20 protein-coding genes are annotated in these 23,154 nt (G+C 64.1%); 13 read left to right on the top strand and 7 right to left on the bottom strand.

Annotation, left to right across the window (positions count from 1 at the left end; translation table 11 throughout):
* Positions 1-109 precede the first annotated feature (109 nt).
* The 5 genes from CSQ92_RS18295 (at position 110) to CSQ92_RS18275 (ending at position 6,573) form a co-directional block, all read left to right on the top strand.
* Complete coding sequence (locus CSQ92_RS18295; RefSeq protein WP_099394982.1) at positions 110-2,539, top strand: penicillin-binding protein 1A; 2,430 nt, start codon at positions 110-112, stop codon at positions 2,537-2,539.
* 4 nt (positions 2,540-2,543) lie between these two features.
* Positions 2,544-3,167 (top strand): trimeric intracellular cation channel family protein, encoded by a 624-nt coding sequence (locus CSQ92_RS18290; RefSeq protein WP_070254674.1) that lies wholly within the window; start codon positions 2,544-2,546, stop codon positions 3,165-3,167.
* 94 nt (positions 3,168-3,261) lie between these two features.
* Positions 3,262-5,151, top strand: a complete 1,890-nt coding sequence (locus CSQ92_RS18285) for a beta-propeller domain-containing protein (protein WP_099394981.1) — start codon at positions 3,262-3,264, stop codon at positions 5,149-5,151.
* Positions 5,152-5,200: 49 nt separating this feature from the next.
* Positions 5,201-5,767, top strand: a complete 567-nt coding sequence (locus CSQ92_RS18280; RefSeq protein ID WP_257219265.1) for a sigma-70 family RNA polymerase sigma factor — start codon at positions 5,201-5,203, stop codon at positions 5,765-5,767.
* Positions 5,764-6,573 carry a hypothetical protein gene (locus CSQ92_RS18275; protein WP_099394980.1) on the top strand — a complete coding sequence of 270 codons (810 nt, stop codon included), beginning with the start codon at positions 5,764-5,766 and terminating at the stop codon, positions 6,571-6,573. Before CSQ92_RS18280 ends, CSQ92_RS18275 begins: the two co-directional genes overlap by 4 nt.
* 6 nt (positions 6,574-6,579) lie before the next feature.
* Here CSQ92_RS18275 and CSQ92_RS18270 read toward each other — a convergent pair whose 3' ends face one another.
* A complete protein-coding gene (locus tag CSQ92_RS18270; RefSeq protein WP_099389165.1) occupies positions 6,580-7,725 on the bottom strand; it encodes an MFS transporter in 1,146 nt (381 codons plus the stop codon).
* Positions 7,726-8,007: 282 nt separating this feature from the next.
* On the opposite strand from CSQ92_RS18270, the gene CSQ92_RS18265 reads away from it, so the two are divergent.
* The 7 genes from CSQ92_RS18265 (at position 8,008) to CSQ92_RS18235 (ending at position 16,274) form a co-directional block, all read left to right on the top strand.
* On the top strand, positions 8,008-8,775 hold the full coding sequence (locus tag CSQ92_RS18265) for a gamma-glutamyl-gamma-aminobutyrate hydrolase family protein (RefSeq protein WP_099389164.1): 768 nt from the start codon (positions 8,008-8,010) through the stop codon (positions 8,773-8,775).
* A gap of 54 nt (positions 8,776-8,829) precedes the next feature.
* Positions 8,830-10,200: a glutamine synthetase family protein gene (locus tag CSQ92_RS18260; RefSeq protein ID WP_034788700.1), complete on the top strand. Its 1,371-nt coding sequence runs from the start codon at positions 8,830-8,832 to the stop codon at positions 10,198-10,200.
* A 12-nt stretch (positions 10,201-10,212) separates the two neighbouring features.
* Positions 10,213-11,673 carry an aspartate aminotransferase family protein gene (locus CSQ92_RS18255; protein ID WP_099394979.1) on the top strand — a complete coding sequence of 487 codons (1,461 nt, stop codon included), beginning with the start codon at positions 10,213-10,215 and terminating at the stop codon, positions 11,671-11,673.
* Positions 11,674-11,810: 137 nt separating this feature from the next.
* Positions 11,811-12,959, top strand: coding sequence for an ABC transporter ATP-binding protein (locus tag CSQ92_RS18250; RefSeq protein ID WP_099394978.1), 1,149 nt, complete (start codon positions 11,811-11,813; stop codon positions 12,957-12,959).
* Between the two features lie 7 nt (positions 12,960-12,966).
* Positions 12,967-13,908, top strand: coding sequence for an ABC transporter permease subunit (locus CSQ92_RS18245; protein WP_099394977.1), 942 nt, complete (start codon positions 12,967-12,969; stop codon positions 13,906-13,908).
* Positions 13,905-14,750, top strand: a complete 846-nt coding sequence (locus CSQ92_RS18240) for an ABC transporter permease (RefSeq protein WP_099394976.1) — start codon at positions 13,905-13,907, stop codon at positions 14,748-14,750. Before CSQ92_RS18245 ends, CSQ92_RS18240 begins: the two co-directional genes overlap by 4 nt.
* Positions 14,751-14,786: 36 nt before the next feature.
* On the top strand, positions 14,787-16,274 hold the full coding sequence (locus CSQ92_RS18235; RefSeq protein ID WP_099394975.1) for an aldehyde dehydrogenase: 1,488 nt from the start codon (positions 14,787-14,789) through the stop codon (positions 16,272-16,274).
* 141 nt (positions 16,275-16,415) lie between these two features.
* Here the strand turns inward: CSQ92_RS18235 and panB are convergent, their stop codons facing one another.
* From panB to CSQ92_RS18205, 6 genes are all read right to left on the bottom strand, one after another.
* Positions 16,416-17,291 (bottom strand): 3-methyl-2-oxobutanoate hydroxymethyltransferase, encoded by an 876-nt coding sequence (gene panB / locus CSQ92_RS18230; protein ID WP_170846355.1) that lies wholly within the window; start codon positions 17,289-17,291, stop codon positions 16,416-16,418.
* A gap of 110 nt (positions 17,292-17,401) precedes the next feature.
* Positions 17,402-17,890 carry a 2-amino-4-hydroxy-6-hydroxymethyldihydropteridine diphosphokinase gene (folK, locus tag CSQ92_RS18225; protein ID WP_099394974.1) on the bottom strand — a complete coding sequence of 163 codons (489 nt, stop codon included), beginning with the start codon at positions 17,888-17,890 and terminating at the stop codon, positions 17,402-17,404.
* Positions 17,890-19,260, bottom strand: a complete 1,371-nt coding sequence (pcnB, locus tag CSQ92_RS18220) for a polynucleotide adenylyltransferase PcnB (protein ID WP_099394973.1) — start codon at positions 19,258-19,260, stop codon at positions 17,890-17,892. Before pcnB ends, folK begins: the two co-directional genes overlap by 1 nt.
* Positions 19,253-19,924, bottom strand: a complete 672-nt coding sequence (locus tag CSQ92_RS18215; RefSeq protein ID WP_099395110.1) for an HAD family hydrolase — start codon at positions 19,922-19,924, stop codon at positions 19,253-19,255. The genes pcnB and CSQ92_RS18215 overlap by 8 nt, the downstream gene beginning before the upstream one ends.
* Entirely contained in the window at positions 19,924-20,592 is a 669-nt protein-coding gene (gene hda, locus CSQ92_RS18210) for a DnaA regulatory inactivator Hda (RefSeq protein ID WP_058048421.1), read from the bottom strand. Before hda ends, CSQ92_RS18215 begins: the two co-directional genes overlap by 1 nt.
* A 216-nt stretch (positions 20,593-20,808) precedes the next feature.
* Complete coding sequence (locus tag CSQ92_RS18205; protein WP_034788685.1) at positions 20,809-21,891, bottom strand: AI-2E family transporter; 1,083 nt, start codon at positions 21,889-21,891, stop codon at positions 20,809-20,811.
* Positions 21,892-22,079: 188 nt separating this feature from the next.
* Between CSQ92_RS18205 and purM the strand changes: the two genes are divergently transcribed.
* A complete protein-coding gene (gene purM / locus CSQ92_RS18200; protein WP_034788683.1) occupies positions 22,080-23,123 on the top strand; it encodes a phosphoribosylformylglycinamidine cyclo-ligase in 1,044 nt (347 codons plus the stop codon).
* The last annotated feature ends 31 nt before the right edge of the window (positions 23,124-23,154 follow it).

Here is a 23,154-nt window from a genome sequence, read left to right as displayed (position 1 = left end):
TAAATAATACTTACTTTTGATAAGGATTGGTGTGTTGCAGTGCACAATACCTCTTTGATGGAGTGCCACGCGCCAGCGTGCGGCCTCCTGGCAGCAAGGGAATACCACCATGGAAGCACAAGCGAACGGCAGCACCCCCCGCAAGCCCCAGTCTAAGCTGGCGCGCAATCTGAAATTCGGCCTGGGATTGACCCTGGGCCTGGGCATGGCCGCCGCCCTGGCGGGCGGCTGGTGGCTGCGGCAGGCGTGGCAGGATTTGCCGGCCGTCGAGCACCTGGCGCAGTACAAGCCCGCCCTGCCGCTGCGCATTTTCTCCAGCGAAGGAGAGCTGCTGGCTGAATACGGTGAAGAGCGCCGTGAATTCCTGCCGTTGAAAGACATCCCGCTGCGCATGCGCCAGGCCTTGCTGGCCATCGAGGATGCGCGTTTCTACGAGCATGGCGCCGTCGATTTCTATGGTCTGACGCGCGCCACGCTCGCCAACGTCGTCACGGGCCACCACGCGCAGGGCGCCAGCACCATCACCATGCAGGTGGCGCGCGACTTCTTCCTGTCGCGTGAAAAGACCGTGCAGCGCAAGCTGACGGAGATGCTGCTGGCCTACAAGCTGGAACAGCACTACGGCAAGGACAAGCTGCTGGAACTGTATATGAACCAGATTTACCTGGGCGAGCGTTCCTACGGCTTTTCCGCCGCCTCGAATATCTATTTCGACAAGCCGCTGGCCGAGGTCAGCATCGCGGAAGCGGCCATGCTGGCCGGCTTGCCGAAGGCGCCATCGGCCTACAACCCCGTCGCCAATCCGCAGCGCGCCACCGTGCGCCAGCATTACATCCTGCAGCGCATGCGCGAACTCGGTTACATCACGCCGGCCGAGTACACGGCCGCCGTGGCGGAGAAGCTGGCCCTGAACAAGGACCGCAACAGCTCCGTGCACGCGGCCGCGTATGCGGTCGAGGAAGCGCGCCAGCTGATCCTGCAAAGCTATCCCGAAGGCGCCTACAGCATGGGCCTGGACGTGACGACCACCATCCGCATGGCGCCGCAGCGGGCGGCCGACAAGTCGCTGCGCGACGGGCTATTGAATGCGCAGGCGCGGCGCGGCTACCGTGGCCCGGAAGCGCGCCTGGCCGCTTCCGAAGACAGCGTGGCGCGCCAGCTGGCCGCCTACCCGGACAGCGGAGAATTGCGCGCCGCCCTTGTGCGCAAAGTGGAAACCGCCGGCAAGCGCCAGGTGACGGCGCAGCTGCGCAATGGCGACGAGATCGTGCTGGCGGCATCGGATGCGCGCCTGGGCGGCAAGCTGCAGTGGGATGGCAAGCGCGCCATCGTCGAGGGCAGCGTGATCCGCGTGATGCACGACGCGGCAAAGAAGCGCTGGCTGGTGAGCCAGTTGCCCGAGATGGAAGGCGCGCTCATTTCCGTCGAGGCGCATAGCGGCGAAATCGTCGCCATGGCGGGTGGCTTCGATTTCTACCGCAACCACTACAACCACGCCATGCAAGCCTACCGCCAGCCCGGTTCCAGCTTCAAGCCTTTCGTGTATTCGGCGGCGCTGGAAAAGGGATATTTCCCCGGCACGGCCGTGGACGATACGCAGCGCCTGCTGCTGCCGCAGGAAACGGGCGCGCGGCCCTGGCGTCCGCGCAATTACGGCAACAACTATGAAGGCTTCATCAGCGTGCGGCGCGGCCTCGTGCGCTCGAAGAACCTCGTCGCCGTCAGCCTGATGCAGGCGGCCGGTCCCGGCTACGTGCAGCACTACGCCACGCGCTTCGGCTTCGAGGGCGCGCGCAATCCCGTCTCCCTGCCGCTGGCGCTGGGCGCGGGCGCCGTCACGCCGCTGCAGCTGGCGCAGTCGTATGCCGTCTTCGCCAATGGCGGCGTGCAGATGCCGCCGAAATTGATCAAGGAAGTGCGCAGCCGCAGCGGAGAAGTGCTGTTCAGCGATGCGGTGCCACGCGCCAAGGGCGAGCCGGCGCCGGGTACGCAAGTGATCTCCACGCGCAATGCCTACGTCATGGACAGCATGCTGCGCGACGTCGTCAAGAGCGGCACGGGACGCGGTGCGCTGGCGCTGGGGCGCGGCGACGCGGCCGGCAAGACGGGCACGTCGAACAACGCGTATGACGCCTGGTTCGCCGGCTATTCCTCGGGCCTGGTGTCCGTCGTCTGGCTCGGCTACGACCAGCCGAAAAGCCTGGGCAACGCCACCGGGGGGACTTTGGCGCTGCCTGTCTGGCGCGACTACATGCAGGTGGCCGTGCAGGGCCGCCGCGAACAGGTGCTGGCCGAACCGCCTGGCCTGTCCCTGCTCGATGGCGATTACGTGTATGCGGAATACCTGGCCGGCGACTGCCTGAAGGATAAGCATGCCTTTATCCACAGCAGCGTCAGCTGCGGCAGTGGCAGCCTGGGCGCCGATACGCGCCTGGCCAACGGCGAAGAGCGCGGCACCAGCGGCACGGGCCACGAAGCGCGCACCCTGAGCGAAGCGCGCGAACGCGAACAAATTCTCAAATCATTTTCGGAAGAGTAAGAGCATGCTGTTATATACGATTTACCTGGTGGCGATTGTTGCCGAAGCGATGTCCGGCGCCATCATGGGCATGCGGCGCGGCATGGATTTGTTCGGCATCTGCATGATCGGCACCGTCACGGCGCTCGGTGGCGGCACCGTGCGCGACGTGCTGCTGGGGCACTATCCGCTGGGCTGGATCGCGCATCCCGAATACCTGTTGTTTACCATCGGCGCGGCTGTCGTCACGGCCTTTGTCGCGCGCTACCTGCACCACCTGCGTGCCATCTTCCTGCTGGTCGACGGACTGGGCCTGGTAGCGTTTTGCGTGATCGGCTGCGACATCGCCATGTCGGCCAAGATGCACCCGGCCATCGTCGTGCTGGCGGGGATGATCACGGGCGTCTTCGGCGGCCTGCTGCGCGATATCCTGTGCAACCAGATCCCCCTCGTGCTGCAGCGCGAAGTGTATGCCACCGTGGCCCTGTTCACGGGCAGCCTGTATGTCGGCCTGCTGTACTTCAAGGTCGACAGCTCCGTGGCGCAACTGGCGTCCATCGGCGCCGGTTTCCTGTTCCGCTTCCTGGCCTTGCACTTCGAATGGCGCTTGCCGAATTTCAATGGCGACCGCATACGCGGTTTTGAGTAACGGCAGCGGCGTGAATATTTTCACGCGCGTTTAACCCCTTTTTCTCCGTCGCTGCGTTTCATGTTGGACACCCCAGCCAACCGGAGAAGAAGCGATGTCCAGCGCCCTCAAGATCACATTGATACTGTCCCTGCTGCTGTCGGCCGGCAGCCACGCCGCCGGCACGGCGCCGCGCAAGACCCTGGTGCCGTTTGCCAGCGAGCAGGCCTTGAGCAGCTACCTGCAGCAGTTGCAATCGCGCCAGGCGGCGCTGCAAAGGGAGCAGCAGAAACTGCAACGCGCCACGGCGCAGTCCATGGCGGTGCCAGCGCCGGCCCCTCCCGCGCCGATGGCGGCGAAAGCCGCGCCGGCAGCATCGGCAGAAGCGGCGGAATCGGTCACCAATGTGCAGACGGCGGGCGTGGACGAAGGCGGCATCGTCAAGCTGCATGGCAAGCACCTGGTGATGCTCAGGCGCGGCAAGCTGTTCACCGTGCAGGTGGGCGGCAAGGCCTTGCAGCCTGTGTCTTCGCTCGACGCGTTCGCGCCGGGCAGCGACCCGTCGGGCAGCTGGTATGACGAGATGCTGATCGACGGCGATACGGTGGTGGTGATCGGCTACAGCTACAGCCGTGGCGGCACGGAGATCGGTCTGTTCGACGTCAACGCGGACGGCAAGCTGGCCTACCGCTCCACCTATCACTTGCGCTCCAACGATTATTATTCCTCGCGCAATTACGCGAGCCGCCTGGTCGGCAGCAAACTGGTGTTCTATTCGCCCCTGTCGCTGAACTTGCGCCGTGGCGACCCGTTCAGCGGTTTTCCCGCGCTGCGCCGCTGGCGCCCCGACGCCGTGCCGTCCGACTTCAAGCGCATCGCTCCGGCCACGCGCATCTACCGCACCGATGAAGAGCCCGAGATGGGCGCCGACCTGACCCTGCATACGGTCACCGTGTGCGACCTGGCGCAGCGCGACATGCGCTGCGAGGCGACGGCCGTGATGGGGCCGCAGGGCCGCGTGTTTTATGTGTCGGGCGACTCCGTGTTCGTGTGGACCACGCGCCGCGGCAGCGACTCGGGCGTGTTCCGCATTCCCCTCGATGGCAGCGCGCCCAGCGCCCTGAAAGTGGCCGGTGCCCCCGTCGACCAGTTCTCATTCCTGGAAAGCGTTGACGGCCATCTGAATGTCCTGCTGCGTGCCGAAGGCCAGGGTGATGGCATGTGGGATGGCGCAAAAGGGCGGGGCGACATGGCCTTGCTGCGCGTGCCATTGGCGTCGTTTTCCGATGGCCGCGACAGCGCGCCCGCCAGCAGCTACAAGGCGCTGCCCGGTGGCGGTGGCTATGGTTTGCAGAACCGCTATGTGGGACCGTATCTGCTGTACGGCAATCCGGGAAATGCCGGGCGCCGGCAGGCGGATCAGGCCTGGCCGCGCCAGCCCCTGTATGCCGTGCGCTGGGCCGATGCGGGCAGCGTGCAAGCCTTGTCCCTGCCGCACGGCGTGGAGCGCATCGAGGCGCTGGGCGATGACGCCGTGGTGATCGGCGCGCAGGGACGGGATCTGCACTTCAGCAGCATTCGCCTGGGAGCGCAGGCGGCGGTTGCCGCGCGCTATATCCGCGCCGATGCGGCGCAGGGCGAGTCGCGCAGCCACGGCTTTTTCTACAAGCCGCAAGCGGCCGGCGAGGGCATGATCGGCTTGCCCATCCTGGGCGCGGACGAGCGGCCTGGCCTCAACAAGTCAGCCGCATCCGTTCTCTATCTGCGCAACAGTGGCTTGCAATTGACGGAACTGGGCGCGCTGGCGGCGCGGTCCGGCCAAACGCCGGACGATGGCTGCCGCGCATCCTGCGTGGACTGGTACGGCAATGCGCGCCCCTTGTTCCTGCAGGACCGGGTCTTCGCTTTGCTCGGCTATGAATTGGTGGAAGGGGCGTTCAAGGATGGACAGATCCGCGAAGTGCGCCGCATCAGCTATGCACCCATTGCGCCCGCTGCACGCTGACGGCGTAGCGAAATTGTCGCCGCCGCGTAGTTCGGCTACACTGGTCCGCATGCCCGATACCCTGATCACCGCGACGGATGAAGACCTGATGCTGCGCTACAGCGCCGGCGACCTGCCGTCGTTTCGCGAACTGTACCGGCGCCATAGCCAGGGCCTGTATCGCTTCGTGGCCTGGCGTTCGCCGCGCCGCGCATGGGTGGACGAGATCGCGCAGGACGCGTGGGCCAGCCTGCATGCGGCGCGCGCAGGCTACCAGCCGCAGGCGGCGTTCCGCACCTATCTGTACCAGATCGCGCGCAACCGCCTGATCGACATCCTGCGCCAGCGGGAAGGACAGGAACACGACGACGTGGGCGAACTGGCGGGCGAGGGCACATCGCCGCCGCAATCGCTGGAGCAGAAACAGCAGCACGCGCTGCTGCATGCCGCCATCGCCGCGCTGCCGGTGGAGCAAAAGGAAGCGCTGGTGCTGCAGCAGTTCAGCGGCATGAGCATCCTCGAGATCGCCGTGGTGACGGGGGCGGAGGCGGAAACCGTCAAGAGCCGGCTGCGTTACGCCATGCAGAAATTGCGCGCGGGCTTGGACAGCGCCGCTGGCGCGGGAGGACAGGCATGAATACGCACGATACGGATCCTCAAGATCCTCAAGATCCTCAAGATTATCACGACGAAGAATTGAACGCGCTGCTGGCCAGCCTGCCGCAGCCCGCGCCTTCCAGCGCGCTCGATGCGGCCATTCTGGCGGACGCGGAAAAAGCCCTGCACAAGCCGGCAGCGGCGAACGACAGCGCCGATGGCGTGCTGCGTACCTTGCCTGCCAAGAAATCACCGGACTCTCTGCAGCGCTGGCGCGTCCCGCTGGGGCTGGCCGCGGCCGTGCTGTTGACGGTGAACCTGATCGGCGTGGACTGGTTCGGCTCGAAGCCTGCGCAATTTCCCGTGGTCGGGGAGCCGGTCACGCAGGAGGTGATGTCCGAACCGGCCGCTGCGCCCGCGACGGTGTCTGCGCCACCGCCGCCGGCACCGCGTGCCATGGCCAAGGCGGCAGCCAGGATGCCAGCGCAGGCCGAGCCAGTGCCGGCACCCGTGTCAGTGCCAGCGCCAGCGCCACCGGCCCCGCCACCCCCTGCCACGGCAATGCCTCAGGCGCTGGAGCAGCAAGCGGCCATGCAGGCCGAGGCCAGCATGCAGCGCCAGGCACCGGTGCAGCGTGCGCTGGCCAAGCCCGCGCCCGTTGCGGCCCGCTCCGCGCCGATGCCGCCGCCCGCAAAGCTCGACGCTTCCGTATGGCTGGTGAAGATTGACGCCCTCTTGAAGGCGGGCGAAGGTGCGCTGGCGCAGGAGGAGTGGGCGGCGTTCCGGCAAGCGTATCCCGACTACCCTGTGGCCGAGGAATTGCGGCAGCGGCTGGAGAATAAGTAAAAAACGCTAGACGATTCCCTTCCTGCGCTCCCACACGGCGCTGCCCACGAAAATGGCGGCGCACACCCACATCACGGCCGGCAGGGCGTTCACGCCCACCGATTGCATCAGGACCCCCGTCAACAGGGGGCCGCCGCCGCTGGTGACACCCCAGGTGGCATTGACGATGGCGCTGGCGCTGGTCAGCGACAGTCCCGTGAAACGTTCGCCGCAGGCCACCAGCGCCAGCATGTAGATGCCGCCCGCCGCCGCGCCCAGCAACAGCAGCAGGGTCCACCACAGCCACGGCGTGCCGACGGCAAACGGCAGCAGCGGCAGCAGCAGGCAGACGGCCACGCCGCAGCCCGCATGGACTTTGGCGCGGCCGAAGCGGTCGGCCATCCAGCCCAGTGCGAATTGCAGGCCCGTGTCGCCCACCAGCACCACGGTGGCCGACAGCAGCGCCAGGTCCGTGCCGATGCCGTGCTCCATCGCGTACAGCGGCAGCAAGCTCAATGCCAGGGTATCGAACAGGGCGAAGAAGGCGGCGCCCAGCACGATCATCGGCATGCGCGGCAGGATCAGGGTCCACTTCACGCCGTGTTCTTCCTGTTCGCGTTCCGGGCCGCTGTTCGAGATCAGCATCAAGCCCGGCACGGCCAGCAAGAACAGCAGGCCGCAGGCGGCGAAGCTCCAGCTGATCTTGTCGTTGAACAGCGCCACGAGGGCGGGGCCGATCAGCTGGAAAAAGGTAAAGCTGGTGGTGTACATGGCCACCACGCGGCCGCGCGAATTATCGGGCGCCAGGCGATTCACCCACGCTTCGCCGATGGTAAACAGCACGCCCATGGCGCCGCCGAAGAGGAAGCGCAGCACGCTCCACGCCAGCAGGTGGTCGGTAAACTGCATGGCGATCGTCGCCAGCGACGCCGCCCACACGGCGCCCAGCATGGTGGCGCGCGCGCCGAAACGCCCCACCCAGCGCGAGACGAACGGCGAGGCGGCCAGGATGCCGAGGGCGCTGACGGCCGTGATCATGCCGATGATGTCCGTGCCCACGCCGCGCTGGTGCAGGGTCAGGGCGGTGAGCGGCATGGTGGCGCCCAGGCCCAGGCCGACCACGCCGATGCTCACCACGAGGGCGAAGAAATCGCGCCATGGCATGTGCTTCATGGCTGCCCCCGCAGGGTGGAAAAGGTGGTCGGTATGGCTGGAAAACGGTGTGGATGCATGGGAAAGTAAGGGACTTTGCCTGCGGCGCTGGTGTTTGGCGCCGGACGGGCATATGATGATTTTAATAAGGACAATACTGCAAAGCCGTAGTGTAGGCGATGTGTGCCGCCGCTGGCCACGTCCATCCGTGTGGCCGCCCCTGCCGGCTCTGCTGTACAGTGAAGCGAGCGGCAGCGCCGTCACGGTGCTGTCATTGGATCGTCACGCCAGCGAGGAAGCCCCATGCGCCGTCCCATCGTTCTCGTTCCCGCCTGCCAGCGCCAGCTTGGCAGCCACGTCTGGCACATGGCACAGGACAAATACCTGCACGCCGTGCTGCGCGGCGCCGGCTGCATGCCGCTGCTGCTGCCCGCCCTGGGCGCGGATGCGGACCTGGAAGCGGCGCTGCAGATCGCCGATGGCGTGATGCTGACCGGCTCGGCCTCGAACGTCGACGCGCGCCTGTATGGCGAAGATATCCTCCATCCCGACCTGCCGCAAGACCCCGCGCGCGACGCCACCACCTTGCCCCTGATCCGCGCCGCGCTGGCACGCCAGCTGCCCCTGCTCGCCATCTGCCGCGGCTTCCAGGAAGTCAACGTGGCCCTGGGCGGTGGCCTGCACCAGGCCGTGCACGCGGTGCCGGGCATGCAGGACCATCGCGAGAACGTGCTCGATCCCCTGGCGCGCCAGTACGCGCCAGCGCACCGCATCAAGTTGATGCCCGACGGCCTGCTGTCACGCCTGCTGGGCGGCGAGAGCGAAATGATGGTCAACTCCCTGCATGGCCAGGGCATCGCCCGGCTGGCCGATGGCTTGCTGGTGGAAGCCCTGGCCGACGACGGCCTGGTGGAAGCCTATACGGTGGCCAGCGCCGCCGGTTTTACGCTGGCCGTGCAATGGCACCCGGAATGGCAGGTGGAAGACAATCCGCATTCCATGCGCCTGTTCGGCGCCTTCGGCCAGGCTTGCCGCGATTACCAGGAACAGCAGCATAGAAAGACAGGATGACAGGCGCGCCGCACGCAGTACGCGGTGTTCGATCAAGACCAACGAGAGGGAAACATGGCAATACGTGAAAATTTCACCTATACAGATATGGATTTGTGGCTCAATGAAAAGCGCGTCACGGAAATCGAATGCCTGGTACCCGACCTGACGGGCGTGGCGCGCGGTAAGATCCTGCCGCGCGGGAAATTCACCCAGGAGCGCGGCATGCGCATCCCGGAAGCGGTACTCGGCATGACGGTGACGGGCAATTACCCGGTCGACGATGGCGGCTACGACCGCGCCATTTCCAGCACCGACCGCGACATGATCTTGAAGGCCGATCCCACCACCATCACCATGGTGCCGTGGGCAACCGATCCCACAGCGCAAGTCATCCACGACTGCTATTTCGCCGACGGCATGCTGGTCGATTTTGCGCCCCGCTCCGTGCTGCGGCGCGTGCTGAAACTGTATGCGGACAAGGGCTGGAAACCGGTGGTGGCGCCGGAACTGGAGTTCTACCTGACGGCGAAAAACACGGACCCGGACTTGCCCTTGAAGCCGCCCATCGGCCGCAGCGGCAGGGCCGAGACGAGCCGCCAGGTGTACAGCATCGACGCCGTCAACGAGTTCGATCCCCTGTTCGAGGATATCTACGATTACTGCGAATTGATGAACCTTGACGTCGATACGCTGATCCACGAGATCGGCGCGGGACAAATGGAAATCAACTTCCTGCACGGCGATCCGCTGGGCCTGGCCGACAAGGTGTTTTTCTTCAAGCGCACACTGCGCGAAGCGGCCTTGAAACACGATATGTACGCCACCTTCATGGCCAAGCCGATGGCCGGTGAACCGGGTTCCGCCATGCACGTGCACCAGAGCGTCGTCGATGCGAAGACGGGCCTGAACATCTTCAGCAACGAGGACGGTTCGGCCGCGCCCATCTTCAAGCATTACATCGCGGGTCTGCAGCGCTATATGCCGTCGGCCATGGCCATCGTCGCGCCCTACGTGAATTCCTACCGCCGCATCGTGCGCCATACGGCCGCGCCGATCAACATCCAGTGGGGACTGGACAACCGCACGGTGGGCTTCCGCGTGCCCGAGTCGGGCGTGCAGGACCGGCGCGTGGAAAACCGCATCATCGGCGCCGACGCCAATCCCTATCTGGCCCTGGCCGTCACGCTGGCCTGCGGCTATCTCGGCATGACGGAGCAGCTGGAAGCGACGCCGATGATGGTGGGCAGCGCCTATGACATGAAGTTCGAACTGCCGCAAGGCTTGCCCGAAGCCCTGCAGCTGCTGCGCGCGGAAGACAAGCTGCGCACGGTGCTGGGCGAGCGCTTCATCGACGTATATGCGGCCATCAAGGACCTGGAACACCAGGAGTTCATGACCGTCATCAGCCCGTGGGAGCGCGAGCATCTTCTGCTCCACGTTTAAGAAAGGATCGCAATGAGTACAACAAACAATCCGCTGGCGCCGAGCGCCGCCCTGGTCGCCTCCGTGGCGCAGAAAAACGCGGCGCCGCAGGTGTATGACACGGCCGCCATCCAAAAAATGGACTCGGCCCACTACCTGCATCCATTCACCGATTTCCAGGACCTGGCAAGCAAGGGCGCCAGGGTGATGGTGCGCGGCGACGGCGTCTACCTGTGGGATAGCCAGGGCAAGAAGATCGTCGACGGCATGTCGGGCCTGTGGTGCGTGAATGTGGGCTACGGCCGCACGTCGATCTCGCAAGCCGTGTACCGGCAGATGGAGACGCTGCCGTTCTATAACAGCTTCTTTGGCACGACCAACGTGCCGGCCGCGCAGCTGGCCGCCAAGCTGGCGCAAATCTCGCCGCCGCAGTTCCAGCACGTGTTCTTCACCAGTTCCGGCTCCGAAGGCAACGACACGAATTTGCGCATGGTGCGCCGCTACTGGGATATCCTCGGCTACAAGGAGAGACATACCATCATCAGCCGCCACAATGCCTATCACGGCAGCACGGTGGCGGGAGCGTCGCTGGGCGGCATGGATGGCATGCATGCGCAGGGCGGCATGCCCATCCCCGGCATCGCGCATATCGGCCAGCCCAATTACCTGGAGTCGGGCCACGGCTTGAGCCCCGAGGAATTCGGTGTAAAGGCGGCTGGCTGGCTGGAAGACAAGATCCTGGAAATCGGCGCCGACAAGGTGGCCGCCTTCATCGGCGAGCCGGTGCAGGGCGCCGGCGGCGTCATCATTCCCCCATCGACGTACTGGCCGGAGATCCAGCGCATCTGCGACAAGTACGGCATTTTGCTCATCGCCGATGAAGTCATCTGCGGCTTCGGCCGCCTGGGGCGCTGGTTCGGCTCGGAACTGTTCGGCATAAAGCCCGACCTGATCACCTTTGCCAAGGGCGTTACCTCCGGCTATGTGCCGCTGGGCGGCGTGCTGGTGGGAGACAGGGTAGCCAAGGTGCTGATCGAGCAGGGCGGCGAATTCACGCACGGTTTCACGTATTCCGGCCACCCCGTTGCCTGCGCGGCGGCGCTGGAAAACATCCGCATCATCGAGGAAGAGCAGCTGGTGGCGAAGGTGGCCGACGATACGGGACCGTACCTGAAGCAGTGCTTCGCCAGCCTGGGCGAACATCCGCTGGTCGGCTATGCGGACAGCTGCGGCCTGGTCGCGGGCCTGAACCTCGTGCGCAAGAAGGGCGTCACCGTGCATGACAACGAGCTGTTCGACGAGGGCCAGGGCGTGGGCATGATCTGCCGCGGCCACATGTTCGACAACGGCGTCATCATGCGCGCCGTGGGCGAACGCATGATCGTCGCCCCCCCACTGGTGATGACCCGCGCGCAGATCGATGAAATGGTGGGCTTGATACGCGTGTGCCTGGACAAGACGCATGCGGACGTGAAAGCGAAGGGCTGGGTGTAGGTTTTTGCCCCATTTTGCCGCCATCTGCGCATTTTTTGGACCGCAATGGCGGCAGTTCCGCTAAACTTCCATCCTGGCCGCTCTTTGTAGTGGCCAGTTTTTCATTTTGACACCCTCTTACCCAGAAGCCACCCACAATGACGATAGCAACACCCGCCGCGTCGGCCAGCGACGTCCCAGCGCCTTTCTTGCTGATTGATCAACTTGTCAAGGAATTCGATGGCGTGCGCGCCGTCAATGATATTTCCGTGACGATCAACAAGGGCGAGATATTCGCCCTGCTGGGCAGTTCAGGCTGCGGCAAGTCGACCCTGCTGCGCATGCTGGCCGGCTTCGAGACGCCGACATCGGGGCGCATCGCTTTGGCGGGCAACAGCATCGTCGATGTGCCGCCGCACCAGCGGCCCATCAACATGATGTTCCAGTCGTACGCGCTGTTCCCCCATTTGTCCGTGTGGGACAACATCGCCTTCGGCCTGCGCCGCGATGGCTTGCCGAAAGCGGAAGTGGCGTCAAGGGTCGAGCAGATGCTGGCGCTGGTGCAACTGGGGCAGTATGCGAAGCGCAAGCCGCACCAGTTGTCGGGCGGGCAGCAGCAGCGCGTGGCGCTGGCGCGCAGCCTGGCCAAGCGGCCGCAATTGCTGCTGCTCGACGAGCCGCTGGGCGCGCTGGATAAAAAACTGCGCGAACGCACGCAGATGGAACTGGTCAATATCATCGAGCAGGTGGGCGTCACCTGCGTGATGGTCACGCACGACCAGGACGAGGCCATGAGCATGGCCACGCGCATCGCCGTCATGAGCGAAGGGCGCATCCTGCAGGTGGGCGCTCCCGGCGAAATCTACGAGACGCCGAACTGCCGTTTCGTGGCCGACTTCATCGGCAGCGTCAACCTGTTCGACGGCCGCATCACGGAAGATGAACCCGACCACGTGGTCATCGCCACCGCCGATGGCGAGCACTATGTTTCGCACGGCATCACGGGCAACCTGGGCATGGATGTTTCGGTGGCCGTGCGCCCCGAAAAAATCGGCATCCAGATCGAGCCACCTGCCTTGCACGAGCGCGCGTCGCCGGCGGAACACGGCTACAACTGCGCCCAGGGCGTGATCGTCGCCATGGCATATTTTGGCAATGAAACCAGCTACCACGTGCGCCTCGACAGCGGCACGGTGGTGAAAGTCTCGCGCACCAACGCGGCCCGCCACGACGCCGCGCGCCTCGAGCGCGAACAGCGCGTGTGGGTGTGGTGGGATGGCGCCGACATCGTCGTGCTGACCAGCTGAGGCCATCATGACGTCCATTTTGCAAATGCTGCGCGGTCTGGTCACCTTGCGCTGGATAACGGGAAGAAATGCGGGCCGCAGCGCCGTCATCGCCGTGCCCTCGCTGTTCCTGGCGGCAGCCTTCCTCGTGCCTTTCCTGATCGTGCTGCGTATCAGCCTGTCCGACATGGACACGGCGGGCAGCCCCTTCGGCGGCCTGCTGTCGTATGTCGACGGCATCGTCGTGCTGAAGGTCAAAATCGCCAACTACCTGTTCATCGCCGCCGATGAACTGTATCTGCTCACCTATCTCAGTTCATTGAAATACGCGGCCATCACGACCGCCATCTGCCTCTTCATCGGCTACCCGTTCGCCTACTTCATGGCGCGCGCCAGGCCATCGATCCGGCCCGTGCTGATGATGCTGGTGATGCTGCCGTTCTGGACTTCCTTCCTGCTGCGCGTGTATGCGTGGAAGGGCATCCTGGCCAACCACGGCCTGCTCAACGACCTGCTGATCGCGCTGGGCGTGGTAAGCGAACCGTTGCACATGATGAACACCTCGTTTTCGCTGGTGGTGGGCATGGTGTACGCCTATCTGCCCTTCATGATTTTGCCCCTGTACGCGAACCTGGTGAAAATGGATATGCGTTTCCTGGAAGCGGCGGCCGACCTGGGCGCCACGCCCTTGCAGGCGTTCTGGCGCATCACCGTGCCCCTGTCGAAATCGGGCATCATCGCCGGCGCCATGCTGGTGTTCATCCCGTCCGTGGGCGAATACGTGATTCCCGAGCTGCTGGGCGGCCCGGAAACCCTGATGATCGGCCGCGTGCTGTGGGATGAATATTTCACGAACAACGACTGGGCCATGGCTTCGTCGGTGACGGTGCTGGTGGTCTTGCTGATCCTCGTGCCGATGGCCATTTTTAACAAATACAAGACGGACCAGAACGCGGAGGAACGCACATGAACGGACGTAATTTCCTGCAGCGCTGGTTCGGCCGTGGCTGGCTTTCGCTCGGCTATCTGTTCCTCTACCTGCCCATCATCGTGCTGATCGTCTTTTCGTTCAACAGCTCGCGCCAGGACATGGTGTGGAGCGGCTTTTCGCTGCGCTGGTACAGCGAATTGATGAGCGATACGGAAATCATCTCGGGCTTCGGTTTGTCCCTGAAGATCGCCTTCATGTCGGCCACATCGTCCGTCATCCTCGGCACGTTTGCCGCCTTCGCCTTGAGCAGCTACCAGCGCTTCCGTGGCCGCACGGTGTTTTCCGCCATGGTCAGCGCGCCTTTGGTGATGCCGGAAGTGATCATCGGCCTGTCCCTGCTGCTGATGCTGGTGTCCATGCAAAAGGTCTTCGGTTTCCCCGAACGTGGCGTGCTGACCATCTGGCTCGGCCACACCCTGCTGGGCATGGCGTATGCGGCCGTGGTGGTGCAGTCGCGCCTGCAGGAGATGAGTAAATCCCTGGCCGAAGCGGCCATGGACCTGGGCTGCCGCGCGCACCAGGTATTCTTCCTCGTGACCCTGCCGAACATCACGCAGGCGCTGGCGTCGGCCTGGCTGCTGACATTTACCCTGTCGCTGGACGATGTGGTGCTGTCGGCCTTTTTGTCCGGTCCCGGTTCGACGACGATGCCGCTGGTGATTTTCTCGCGCGCGCGCCTGGGGCTCGACCCGCGCGTCAATGCCATCGCCGCGTTGACGATCTTCGTCGTGACACTTGCCGTGATCGCGTATGCCGTGATGCTGGCGCGCGCCGACCGGAGACGGCGCAAGCAGATGTCTGCGGCCTATTTGGCAGACTAGGAGTAAGCTGGCGTTTTCACCTTGCAGGAGACGACCATGACGGAAAACACCAGCTGGCACGCACGTGCCGCAGCGCTCGCGATCGATGGGCGTGCCTTCATCAACGGCGAGCGCGCCGGGGCCAGGTCAGGCCAGACTTTCGACAATCTGTCGCCCATCGATGGGCGCCTCCTGGGGCAAGTGGCCCGCTGCGATGGGGCGGACGTGGATGCGGCCGTGCAGGCCGCGCGCGCCGCCTTCGAGGACCGCCGCTGGGCAGGGAAATCGCCCGCGCAGCGCAAGCGCGTGCTGATCAAGTTCGCCGACCTGGTGCAGAAGTACGGCCCCGAGCTGGCCTTGCTGGAAACCCTGGACATGGGCAAACCGATCAAGTACAGCCAGAGCGTGGACGTGGGCGCCACGGCCAACTGCCTGCGCTGGTATGGCGAGGCGATCGACAAGGTCTACGATGAAATCGCGCCCACGCCCGCCAACAGCCTGGCCCTGATCACGCGCGAACCGGTGGGCGTCGTCGCCGCCATCGTGCCGTGGAACTACCCGATGATCATGGCTGCCTGGAAGATCGCGCCGGCCCTCGCGGCAGGCAATAGCGTGATCCTCAAACCCTCCGAAAAATCCCCATTGACGGCGCTGCGCCTGGCCGACATCGCGCTGGAAGCGGGCGTGCCGGCCGGCGTTTTCAATGTGCTGCCCGGCTACGGCAACGAGGCCGGCGCCGCGCTGGCGCTGCACATGGATGTCGATTGCATCGGTTTTACGGGTTCCACGCGCACGGGAAAATTGATTGTGCAGATGGCGGGCCAGTCAAACCTGAAACGGGCGTGGACGGAATTGGGCGGCAAGTCCGCCAACATCGTTTGCGCCGATTGCCCTGACCTGGACAAGGCCGTGGCGGCCGCCGTCGGCTCCATCTTCTTCAACCAGGGCGAAAGCTGCAATGCGCCATCGCGTCTGTTCGTGGAAGAATCGATCAAGGAAGAATTCCTGGCCAAGGCATTGGCCATGCTGCCGCGCTTCCAGCCCGGCGACCCGCTCGACGAAGCCACCGTCATGGGCGCCATCGTCGACGCCACGCAGATGCAAACCGTGATGGGCTATATCGCTTCCGGCAAGCAGGAGGGGGCACGGCTGCTGGGCGGCGGCGAGGCCGTGCGCGCGGAAACAGGTGGCTACTATGTGCAGCCGACCATCTTCGGCGTGGACGCGGGCATGACGATCGCGCGCGAAGAGATCTTCGGGCCCGTCCTGTCCGTGCTGGGCTTTACGGATATTGCCGAGGCGGTGAAACAGGCCAATGCCACGCCGTACGGCTTGCAGGCGGCCGTATGGACATCCGACATCACCAAGGCCATCCAGACGGCGCGGGCCCTGCGTGCGGGCACCGTGCACGTCAACCAGTATGACGGCGACGACATCACCGTGCCGTTCGGCGGCTACAAGCAGTCGGGCAATGGGCGTGACAAGTCATTGCACGCGCTGGACAAGTACACGGAGCTGAAGACGACGTGGATACAGGTGGGGTAGGGGTTTGCGCCTGTGGTGTTGTCGGATTACGGCCTGCGGCCTCGGCGGCCCCGCCTAATCCGACCTACCCGGCCTACGGCGTTGATGGTCTCGTAGGTCGGCTTGGCGCGCAGCGCGCAAGCCGACTTAAAACAAACTACGTCAGAAGCAGTGTTCCAGCGCCGGGAAGCTGCCATCCTTGACTGCTTTTACATAGCCGGTGACGGCGTCGTCGATGCTGGCCGCGCCTTCCATGAAGTTGCGCACGAAGCGCGCCTTGCGGCCCGGGAAGACGCCCAGCATGTCGTGCATGACGAGCACCTGGCCCGAGCAGTCGGGGCCGGCGCCGATACCGATCGTGGGGATGGTCAGCATGTCCGTCACTTCCTTGCCCAGCTGCGACGGCATCGCTTCCATCAGCACGATGGCGGCGCCCGCGTTTTGCAGCGTCAGCGCGTCGTTCTTCAGTTCCGCCGCGCTTTCCGTGCTCTTGCCCTGCACTTTATAGCCGCCCAGCTGGTGCACGGATTGCGGCGTCAGGCCGATGTGGGCGCAGATGGGGATGCCGCGTTCGGTGAGGAAACGGACGATCTCGGCCAGCCAGGCGCCGCCTTCGATCTTGATCATGTGCGCGCCAGCCTGCATCAGGATGACGGCGTTGGCATAGGCTGTTTCAGGCGTGCCGTAGGCGCCGAATGGCAGGTCGGCCATGATCATGGCCGACTTGCTGCCGCGCGCCACGGATGCCGTGTGGTAGGCCAGTTCGGCCACGGTGACGGGCAGGGTGGAGTTGTGGCCATTGCAGACCATGCCGAGCGAATCGCCGATCAGCAGGATTTCCACGCCGCAGCGGTCCATCAGGGACGCAAAGCTGGCGTCATAGCAGGTCAGCATGGTGATCTTTTCGCCGGCGGCGCGCAGCGTGGCCAGGGTGTGAATGGTCACGGCCTTGTTGGCGACAGGCTTGGATGGCGCCGGCGCCGGTGTGGCGGCCTTGTCTTTTGCGGCCAGATCTGTTCCTTGCAAATAAGCGGACATAGGTATTCTCTAGAGTGAAAGGGGTGCAACGCCGCTAGTGTAGTACTTTATGCGGCCTGCTGCAGGAGCGGCATTGTAGAGGATGGGAGCGAAACGGGTCGGAGCTGGGGTCAGAGCTGACTGATGGCCTGATCGGCCACGGCCGCCAGGTAGTCCTGCGCCGGACCGAGACCGGGCACGATGACGGCGGGCGCCAGTTGGAGCAGCGGCACCAGCACGAAGGCGCGCTCGGTGATGCGCGGATGGGGCACCGTCAGCGTGGCGCTGGCGATCCGTTCATCGCCGTACAGCAGCAAGTCCAGGTCCAGGGTGCGCGGGGCGTTGCGGTAAGGCCGCTCGCGTCCATGCGCCGCCTCGATGGCGTGCAGGGCCAGCAGCAGTTCCTCTGCCGGCAGGGTGGTCGTGATGCGCGCCACGGCGTTGACGTAGTCGTCACCGCTCGAATCGATGGGCGCCGTGCGGTAGCTGGCCGAGGCGTCCAGCAAGCTGGCGCCTGGCAGGCGCGCCAGGCGCGCGATCGCGTCCTGCACATTCGCGCGCGCGTCGCCCAGGTTGGCACCGATGCCGATGTAAGCGGTGACCAGCACAGGTGCGTCCATCATTCCTCGCTGCTGCCGCCGGTGGCCGAGCCGCCGCCGGTCTTGCTGCGCGTGCTGCGGCGTGGCGGGCGCTTTTTCTTGACGGCGCCCGGTGCGGCATTGGCGCTGACGAGCAGCGCTTCGCGCGTTTCCTCGTCGCCTTCATAAAAGGCCGTCCACCATTCGCCGATGTCCATGTCGATCTCGCCAGAGGCGCAGCGCAGCAGCAGGAAGTCGTAGCCGGCGCGGAAGCGCAGGTGCTCCAGCAACTTGTACGGCGCCTTGCCGACCCGGCGCTCGAAGCGCGGCTGCATCGACCAGATGTCGCGCATGTCGGAACCGATCTTGCGCTGCAAGGCCAGCTTTTCCGTCTGCGAATCGAGCACGTCGTCGGCCGCCAGGTGCAGCGCGGGAATCGTCGATTCGCCGGCGGCGCGGTAGGCCGTCCATTTTTCCAGTACCTGGTGCCACAGCAGCGAAGCGAACAGGAATCCCGGCGAGACGGTCTTGCCGGCGGCGATGCGGGCGTCCGTGGCGTCCAGCGCCAGGGTGACGAATTTTGCGCCCAGCGGCTGTTCCAGCACCACGTCGAGCAGCGGCAGCAGACCGTGATGCAAGCCTTCCTTGCGCAGCTGCTGCAGGCAGGCCAGCGCGTGGCCGCTCATCAGCAGTTTCAGCATTTCATCGAACACGCGCGGCGCGGGCACGTTGTTGATCAGCGGCGCCATGATGGGGATCGGCGCGGCCGTGTGCGGCTCGATGGTGAATTTCAGCTTGGCGGCAAAGCGCACCACGCGCAGCATGCGCACGGGATCTTCGCGGTAGCGCTCTTCCGGCTTGCCGATCATGCGCAAGGTGTTGGCGCGGATGTCTTCCACGCCGCCGTGGTAGTCCAGCACTTCCTGCGTGGCCGGGTTGTAGTACATGGCGTTGATGGTGAAGTCGCGGCGCAGCGCATCTTCGTGCTGCAAGCCGAAGGTATTGTCGCGCAGGACGCGGCCATGTTCATCCTTGGGCGCGGAGTCGGCGCCGGCACCGCGGAAGGTCGTCACTTCCAGCAAATCCTGGCCGAACATCACGTGCACGATCTGGAAGCGCTTGCCGATGATGAAGGCGCGGCGGAACAAGCGCTTGACCTGTTCCGGCGTGGCGTTGGTGGCGATGTCGAAGTCTTTCGGCTTCACGCCCAGCAGCAGGTCGCGCACGGCGCCGCCGACGACAAAGGCCTCGAAGCCCGCTTCCTGCAGGCTGCTGGTGACGCGGATGGCATTCGACGACACCAGTTTCGGGTCGATTCCGTGTTGCGCAGGACCGAGCACGATGGGTGCCGTGGTGTCGCGCGCTGCCTCTTTTTTAACGCCGAGGATCTTGCGGATGAATTTTTTAATCATTGAATAAGTGAAGTGATGGCCAGCCGTGGAGGGATGCGTGTGCGCTCAAAGCGGTATTGGGGTTGGTCGCGACAGGGTGGGTCACGACCGACAGCAGGGGAATGTCGTTGTGCGAATCGCTGTAAAAATAGCTGCGCTCGAACTGCCCCAGTTCCTTGCCCATCTTTTCCAGCCAGGCATAGGTGTGGGTCAGCTTGCCCGCGCCCAGGGTCGGCGTGCCTACCAGCTTGCCCGTGACATTGCCTTGCGTGTCATATTCTGGCATGGCGGCCAGCAAGTGCTTGACGCCCAGCGCATCGGCGATGGGTTTGGTGATGAAATGGTTGGTGGCCGTGACGATGGCCAGCAGGTCGCCCGCGTCCTGGTGCTGTTTCAGCAGGGCCACGACTTCCGGGCGGATGGCCGGCATGACCACTTCAGCCATGAATTGCTTGTGCAGCGCTTCCAGGCGTTCGCGCGGGAATTGCGCCAGGGTGCCGAGGGAAAATTCCAGGTATTCCACCGGATCGAGCGTGCCGGCCTGGTATTGCGCGAAAAATTCGTCGTTACGGCGGGTGAATTCGGCGGCGTCCACGGCACCGATGCGTACCAGGAATTCGCCCCACTCGTGATCCGAGTCGATGGGCAGCAGGGTGTGGTCGAGGTCAAACAGGGCCAGATTCATCATTCTTTCGCTTCCGCCTGCAGCAACTCGCGCAACAATGGCAAGGTGATCGGGCGTTGGGTTTCAAGGGAGTAGAGGTCGAGAGAGTCCAGCATCGTCGACAGCGAACGCATGTCGCGCCGGAAATGGGACAGCAGATAGGGTAACACGCCGGGCGACAAGGTCAAGCCGCGGGTGGTGGCCGCCTGGGTCAGGGCGGCGATTTTTTCATCGTCCGTCAAGCCGTGGATTTGATAGATCAGGCCCCAGCCCATGCGCGTGCGCAAGTCTTCGCGCACGGGCAGCACGGCCGGCGGCACGGCGCCGCTGCACACCATGAAGGCCTTGTTGGCGCGGATTTCATTGAACAGGGCAAAGGCATCGATCTGCGCCAGCGGCGACAGCTTTTCGCAGTCGTCGAGCAGATACAGGTCGACATCAGGCGAATACACGAATTCGGACTCGATCGAGAATGGCGAAATGTAGCGCGCGCGCTCGGTGCTGGCCAGGGCCTTGAGCAGGTGGCTCTTGCCGGCGGCCAGTTCGCCCCACAGGTAGGCAAAATGTTCGCGCGAAGTGCGCGCGGCGAACTGGCGCATCAGCTGCGCCACTTCGGCATTCTGTCCCACCTCGAAGGTATCGAGGCTGTGCGCCTGGTCTGTGCCTAAATCGAGCACCAGTTGTTTCATGGCGTACGCCTTGTCCTGTTTTTCATTACTGCTTGTGCGTCGTCATCGCGTTTGTTGTTGGATTTTTATTAATTTAACATTGTAGTCGTCTCGAGTGCCTGACAGAAGCGTAGCGAGCGGCAGCGATTTGTGGCCGAGAAGCGCAACCGTACTGTAGTACGGTGAGCATCGCCGGCCGCAAAGTGCGACGCGCAGCAGCTTATGTCAGTCACCTTGTCACGCATTATAGAAGGTGCTGGACAGGTAGTGGCGTCTTAGATGCTTAAAAGCGACCATCAGGACGGCAGAAGCGGGTAAAGCGAGCAAAACGCCGACGAAACCGAACAATTGTCCGAAAGCCAATAAGGCAAAGATCACGGCCAGCGGGTTCAGGCCGATGCGCTCGCCCACCAGGCGCGGCGTGAGGAAAAAGCCTTCGATGACCTGGCCGCAGCCATAGATGACGGCCACGGCGATGACGCCGCTCCAGTCGGCAAATTGCAGCAGGGCGGCGATCAGCGCCAGCATCAGGCCCAGGCCGAAGCCCAGATAGGGAATGAACACCAGCAAGCCCGTGATGATGCCCACAGGCAATGCGACTTCAAAACCGGCGATGGCCAGCGCCACCGAGTAATACGTGGCCAGCACCAGCATGACGAGCAGCTGGCCGCGCAGATATTGCGCCAGCAGGGTATCGACTTCCTGTGCCATGCCCACCGTGCGGCCGACCCAGCGGCGCGGCACGGCGCCGGCGATGCGCGCCAGCATCGGATGCCAATCCAGCAACAGATAGAACAGCACCACGGGAATCAGCACCACGGTGGCCAGCCAGCCCAGCACGGCCGTGCCGCCGATACGGGCCGAGGCAAGTACCGTGCTCCAGATTTCATCGCCGCTGGTGGCCATCTGCTGGCTCAGCATGCGTTTGATGCCGGTGCCATCGAGGCGCACGCGGATGCCCAGGTCGCGCAGCTTCGGCGCCAGGAAATCGTTCGCCTTGTTCAGGAATTGCGGGATTTGCGCCTGCAGCAGCGGGATTTCCTTTTGCAGCACGGGTACGACGATCAGCACCAGCGCCGTAATGGCGAGGAAAAACAACACTACGACGACCAGCACGGCCAGCGGACGGGGCACGTAAAAATGCTTGTAATGCAGGCGCTGCAACCGGTCGACGCCAGGATTGAGCACGTAGGCGAGGATGGCGGCGGCCAGGAAGGGCGTCAGGATGGGACCGAGGCTGACGAGCAGCAGCAAAAATGCCAGCCAGACCGCGATCCAAAATGCTGTTTGCTTCTGTTCGGCGGTGATGGCGAATGGCATGTAGTTTGTGCTGTTGCGTTAAAAAAAGGCAGTTAATTACGAAATGGCGGGGCAGTTTGATAAAATAGCGACTTGATCGACCGAATTCACCCGCTGGCGTCCTGCCGCACGATGTTGAAAAACATGCTTGCGCGCGCGTGCCGGCGGGTATCCGCCTTCTATTTTACCGCCTCCGCTGCCACCACACCATGAACCAGACTTCTAATGTTTCCCTTTCCTACCGTGACGCTGGCGTCGATATCGACGCAGGCGACGCTTTAGTCGAAGCAATCAAGCCGTTTGCCAAGCGCACCCTGCGCGAAGGCGTGATGGGCGGCCTGGGCGGTTTTGGCGCCATGTTTGAAATCAGCAAGAAGTACAAGGAACCGGTGCTCGTCTCGGGCACCGACGGCGTGGGCACCAAATTGCGCCTGGCGTTCGAACTGAACCGCCATGACACGGTCGGCATCGACCTGGTCGCCATGAGCGTCAACGACATCCTGGTGCAAGGCGCCGAACCGCTGTTCTTCCTCGACTACTTCGCCTGCGGCAAGCTGGACGTGGCGATCGCCACCGACGTCATCAAGGGCATCGCCCAGGGTTGCGAACAAGCGGGTTGCGCGCTGATCGGCGGCGAAACGGCGGAAATGCCGAGCATGTACCCGGCCGGCGAATACGACTTGGCAGGTTTTGCCGTCGGCGCCGTGGAAAAATCGAAAATCATCGACGGTACCAAGATCGCCCCGGGCGACGTGGTGCTGGGCCTGGCCTCGTCCGGCGTGCACTCGAACGGTTACTCGCTGGTGCGCAAGATCATCGAAGTGGCGAAACCTGACCTGGAAGGCGACTTCCACGGCCGCAAGCTGGCCGACGTGCTGATGCAGCCGACGCGCATCTACGTCAAGCCGCTGCTGGCGCTGATGGATGCCATGGAAGTCAAGGGCATGGTGCACATCACCGGCGGCGGCCTGGTGGAAAACATCCCGCGCGTGCTGCAGCCTGGCCTGGTGGCCGAGCTGGATTCGAAGGCATGGACCATGCCGCCGCTGTTCACGTGGCTGCAGCAGCACGGCGGCGTGGCTGACGCTGAAATGCACCGCGTCTTCAACTGCGGCATCGGCATGACCGTCATCGTCTCGCAGGAAAACGCGGACGCCGCCATCGCGCAATTGCAAGCGGCCGGTGAAACCGTCTCGCGCATCGGCACCATCCGCGCCCGCGTGGGTGACGAGCATCAAACGATTGTCATCTAAGTCTTAGTCGACATAAAAAAGGCAGGCACTC

It is taken from the genome of Janthinobacterium sp. BJB446 (genome assembly GCF_002735655.1).
GTDB lineage: Bacteria > Pseudomonadota > Gammaproteobacteria > Burkholderiales > Burkholderiaceae_D > Janthinobacterium > Janthinobacterium lividum.
Note: the sequence above shows the minus strand (reverse complement) of the source record. Positions and strands in the feature narration are given on the sequence as shown.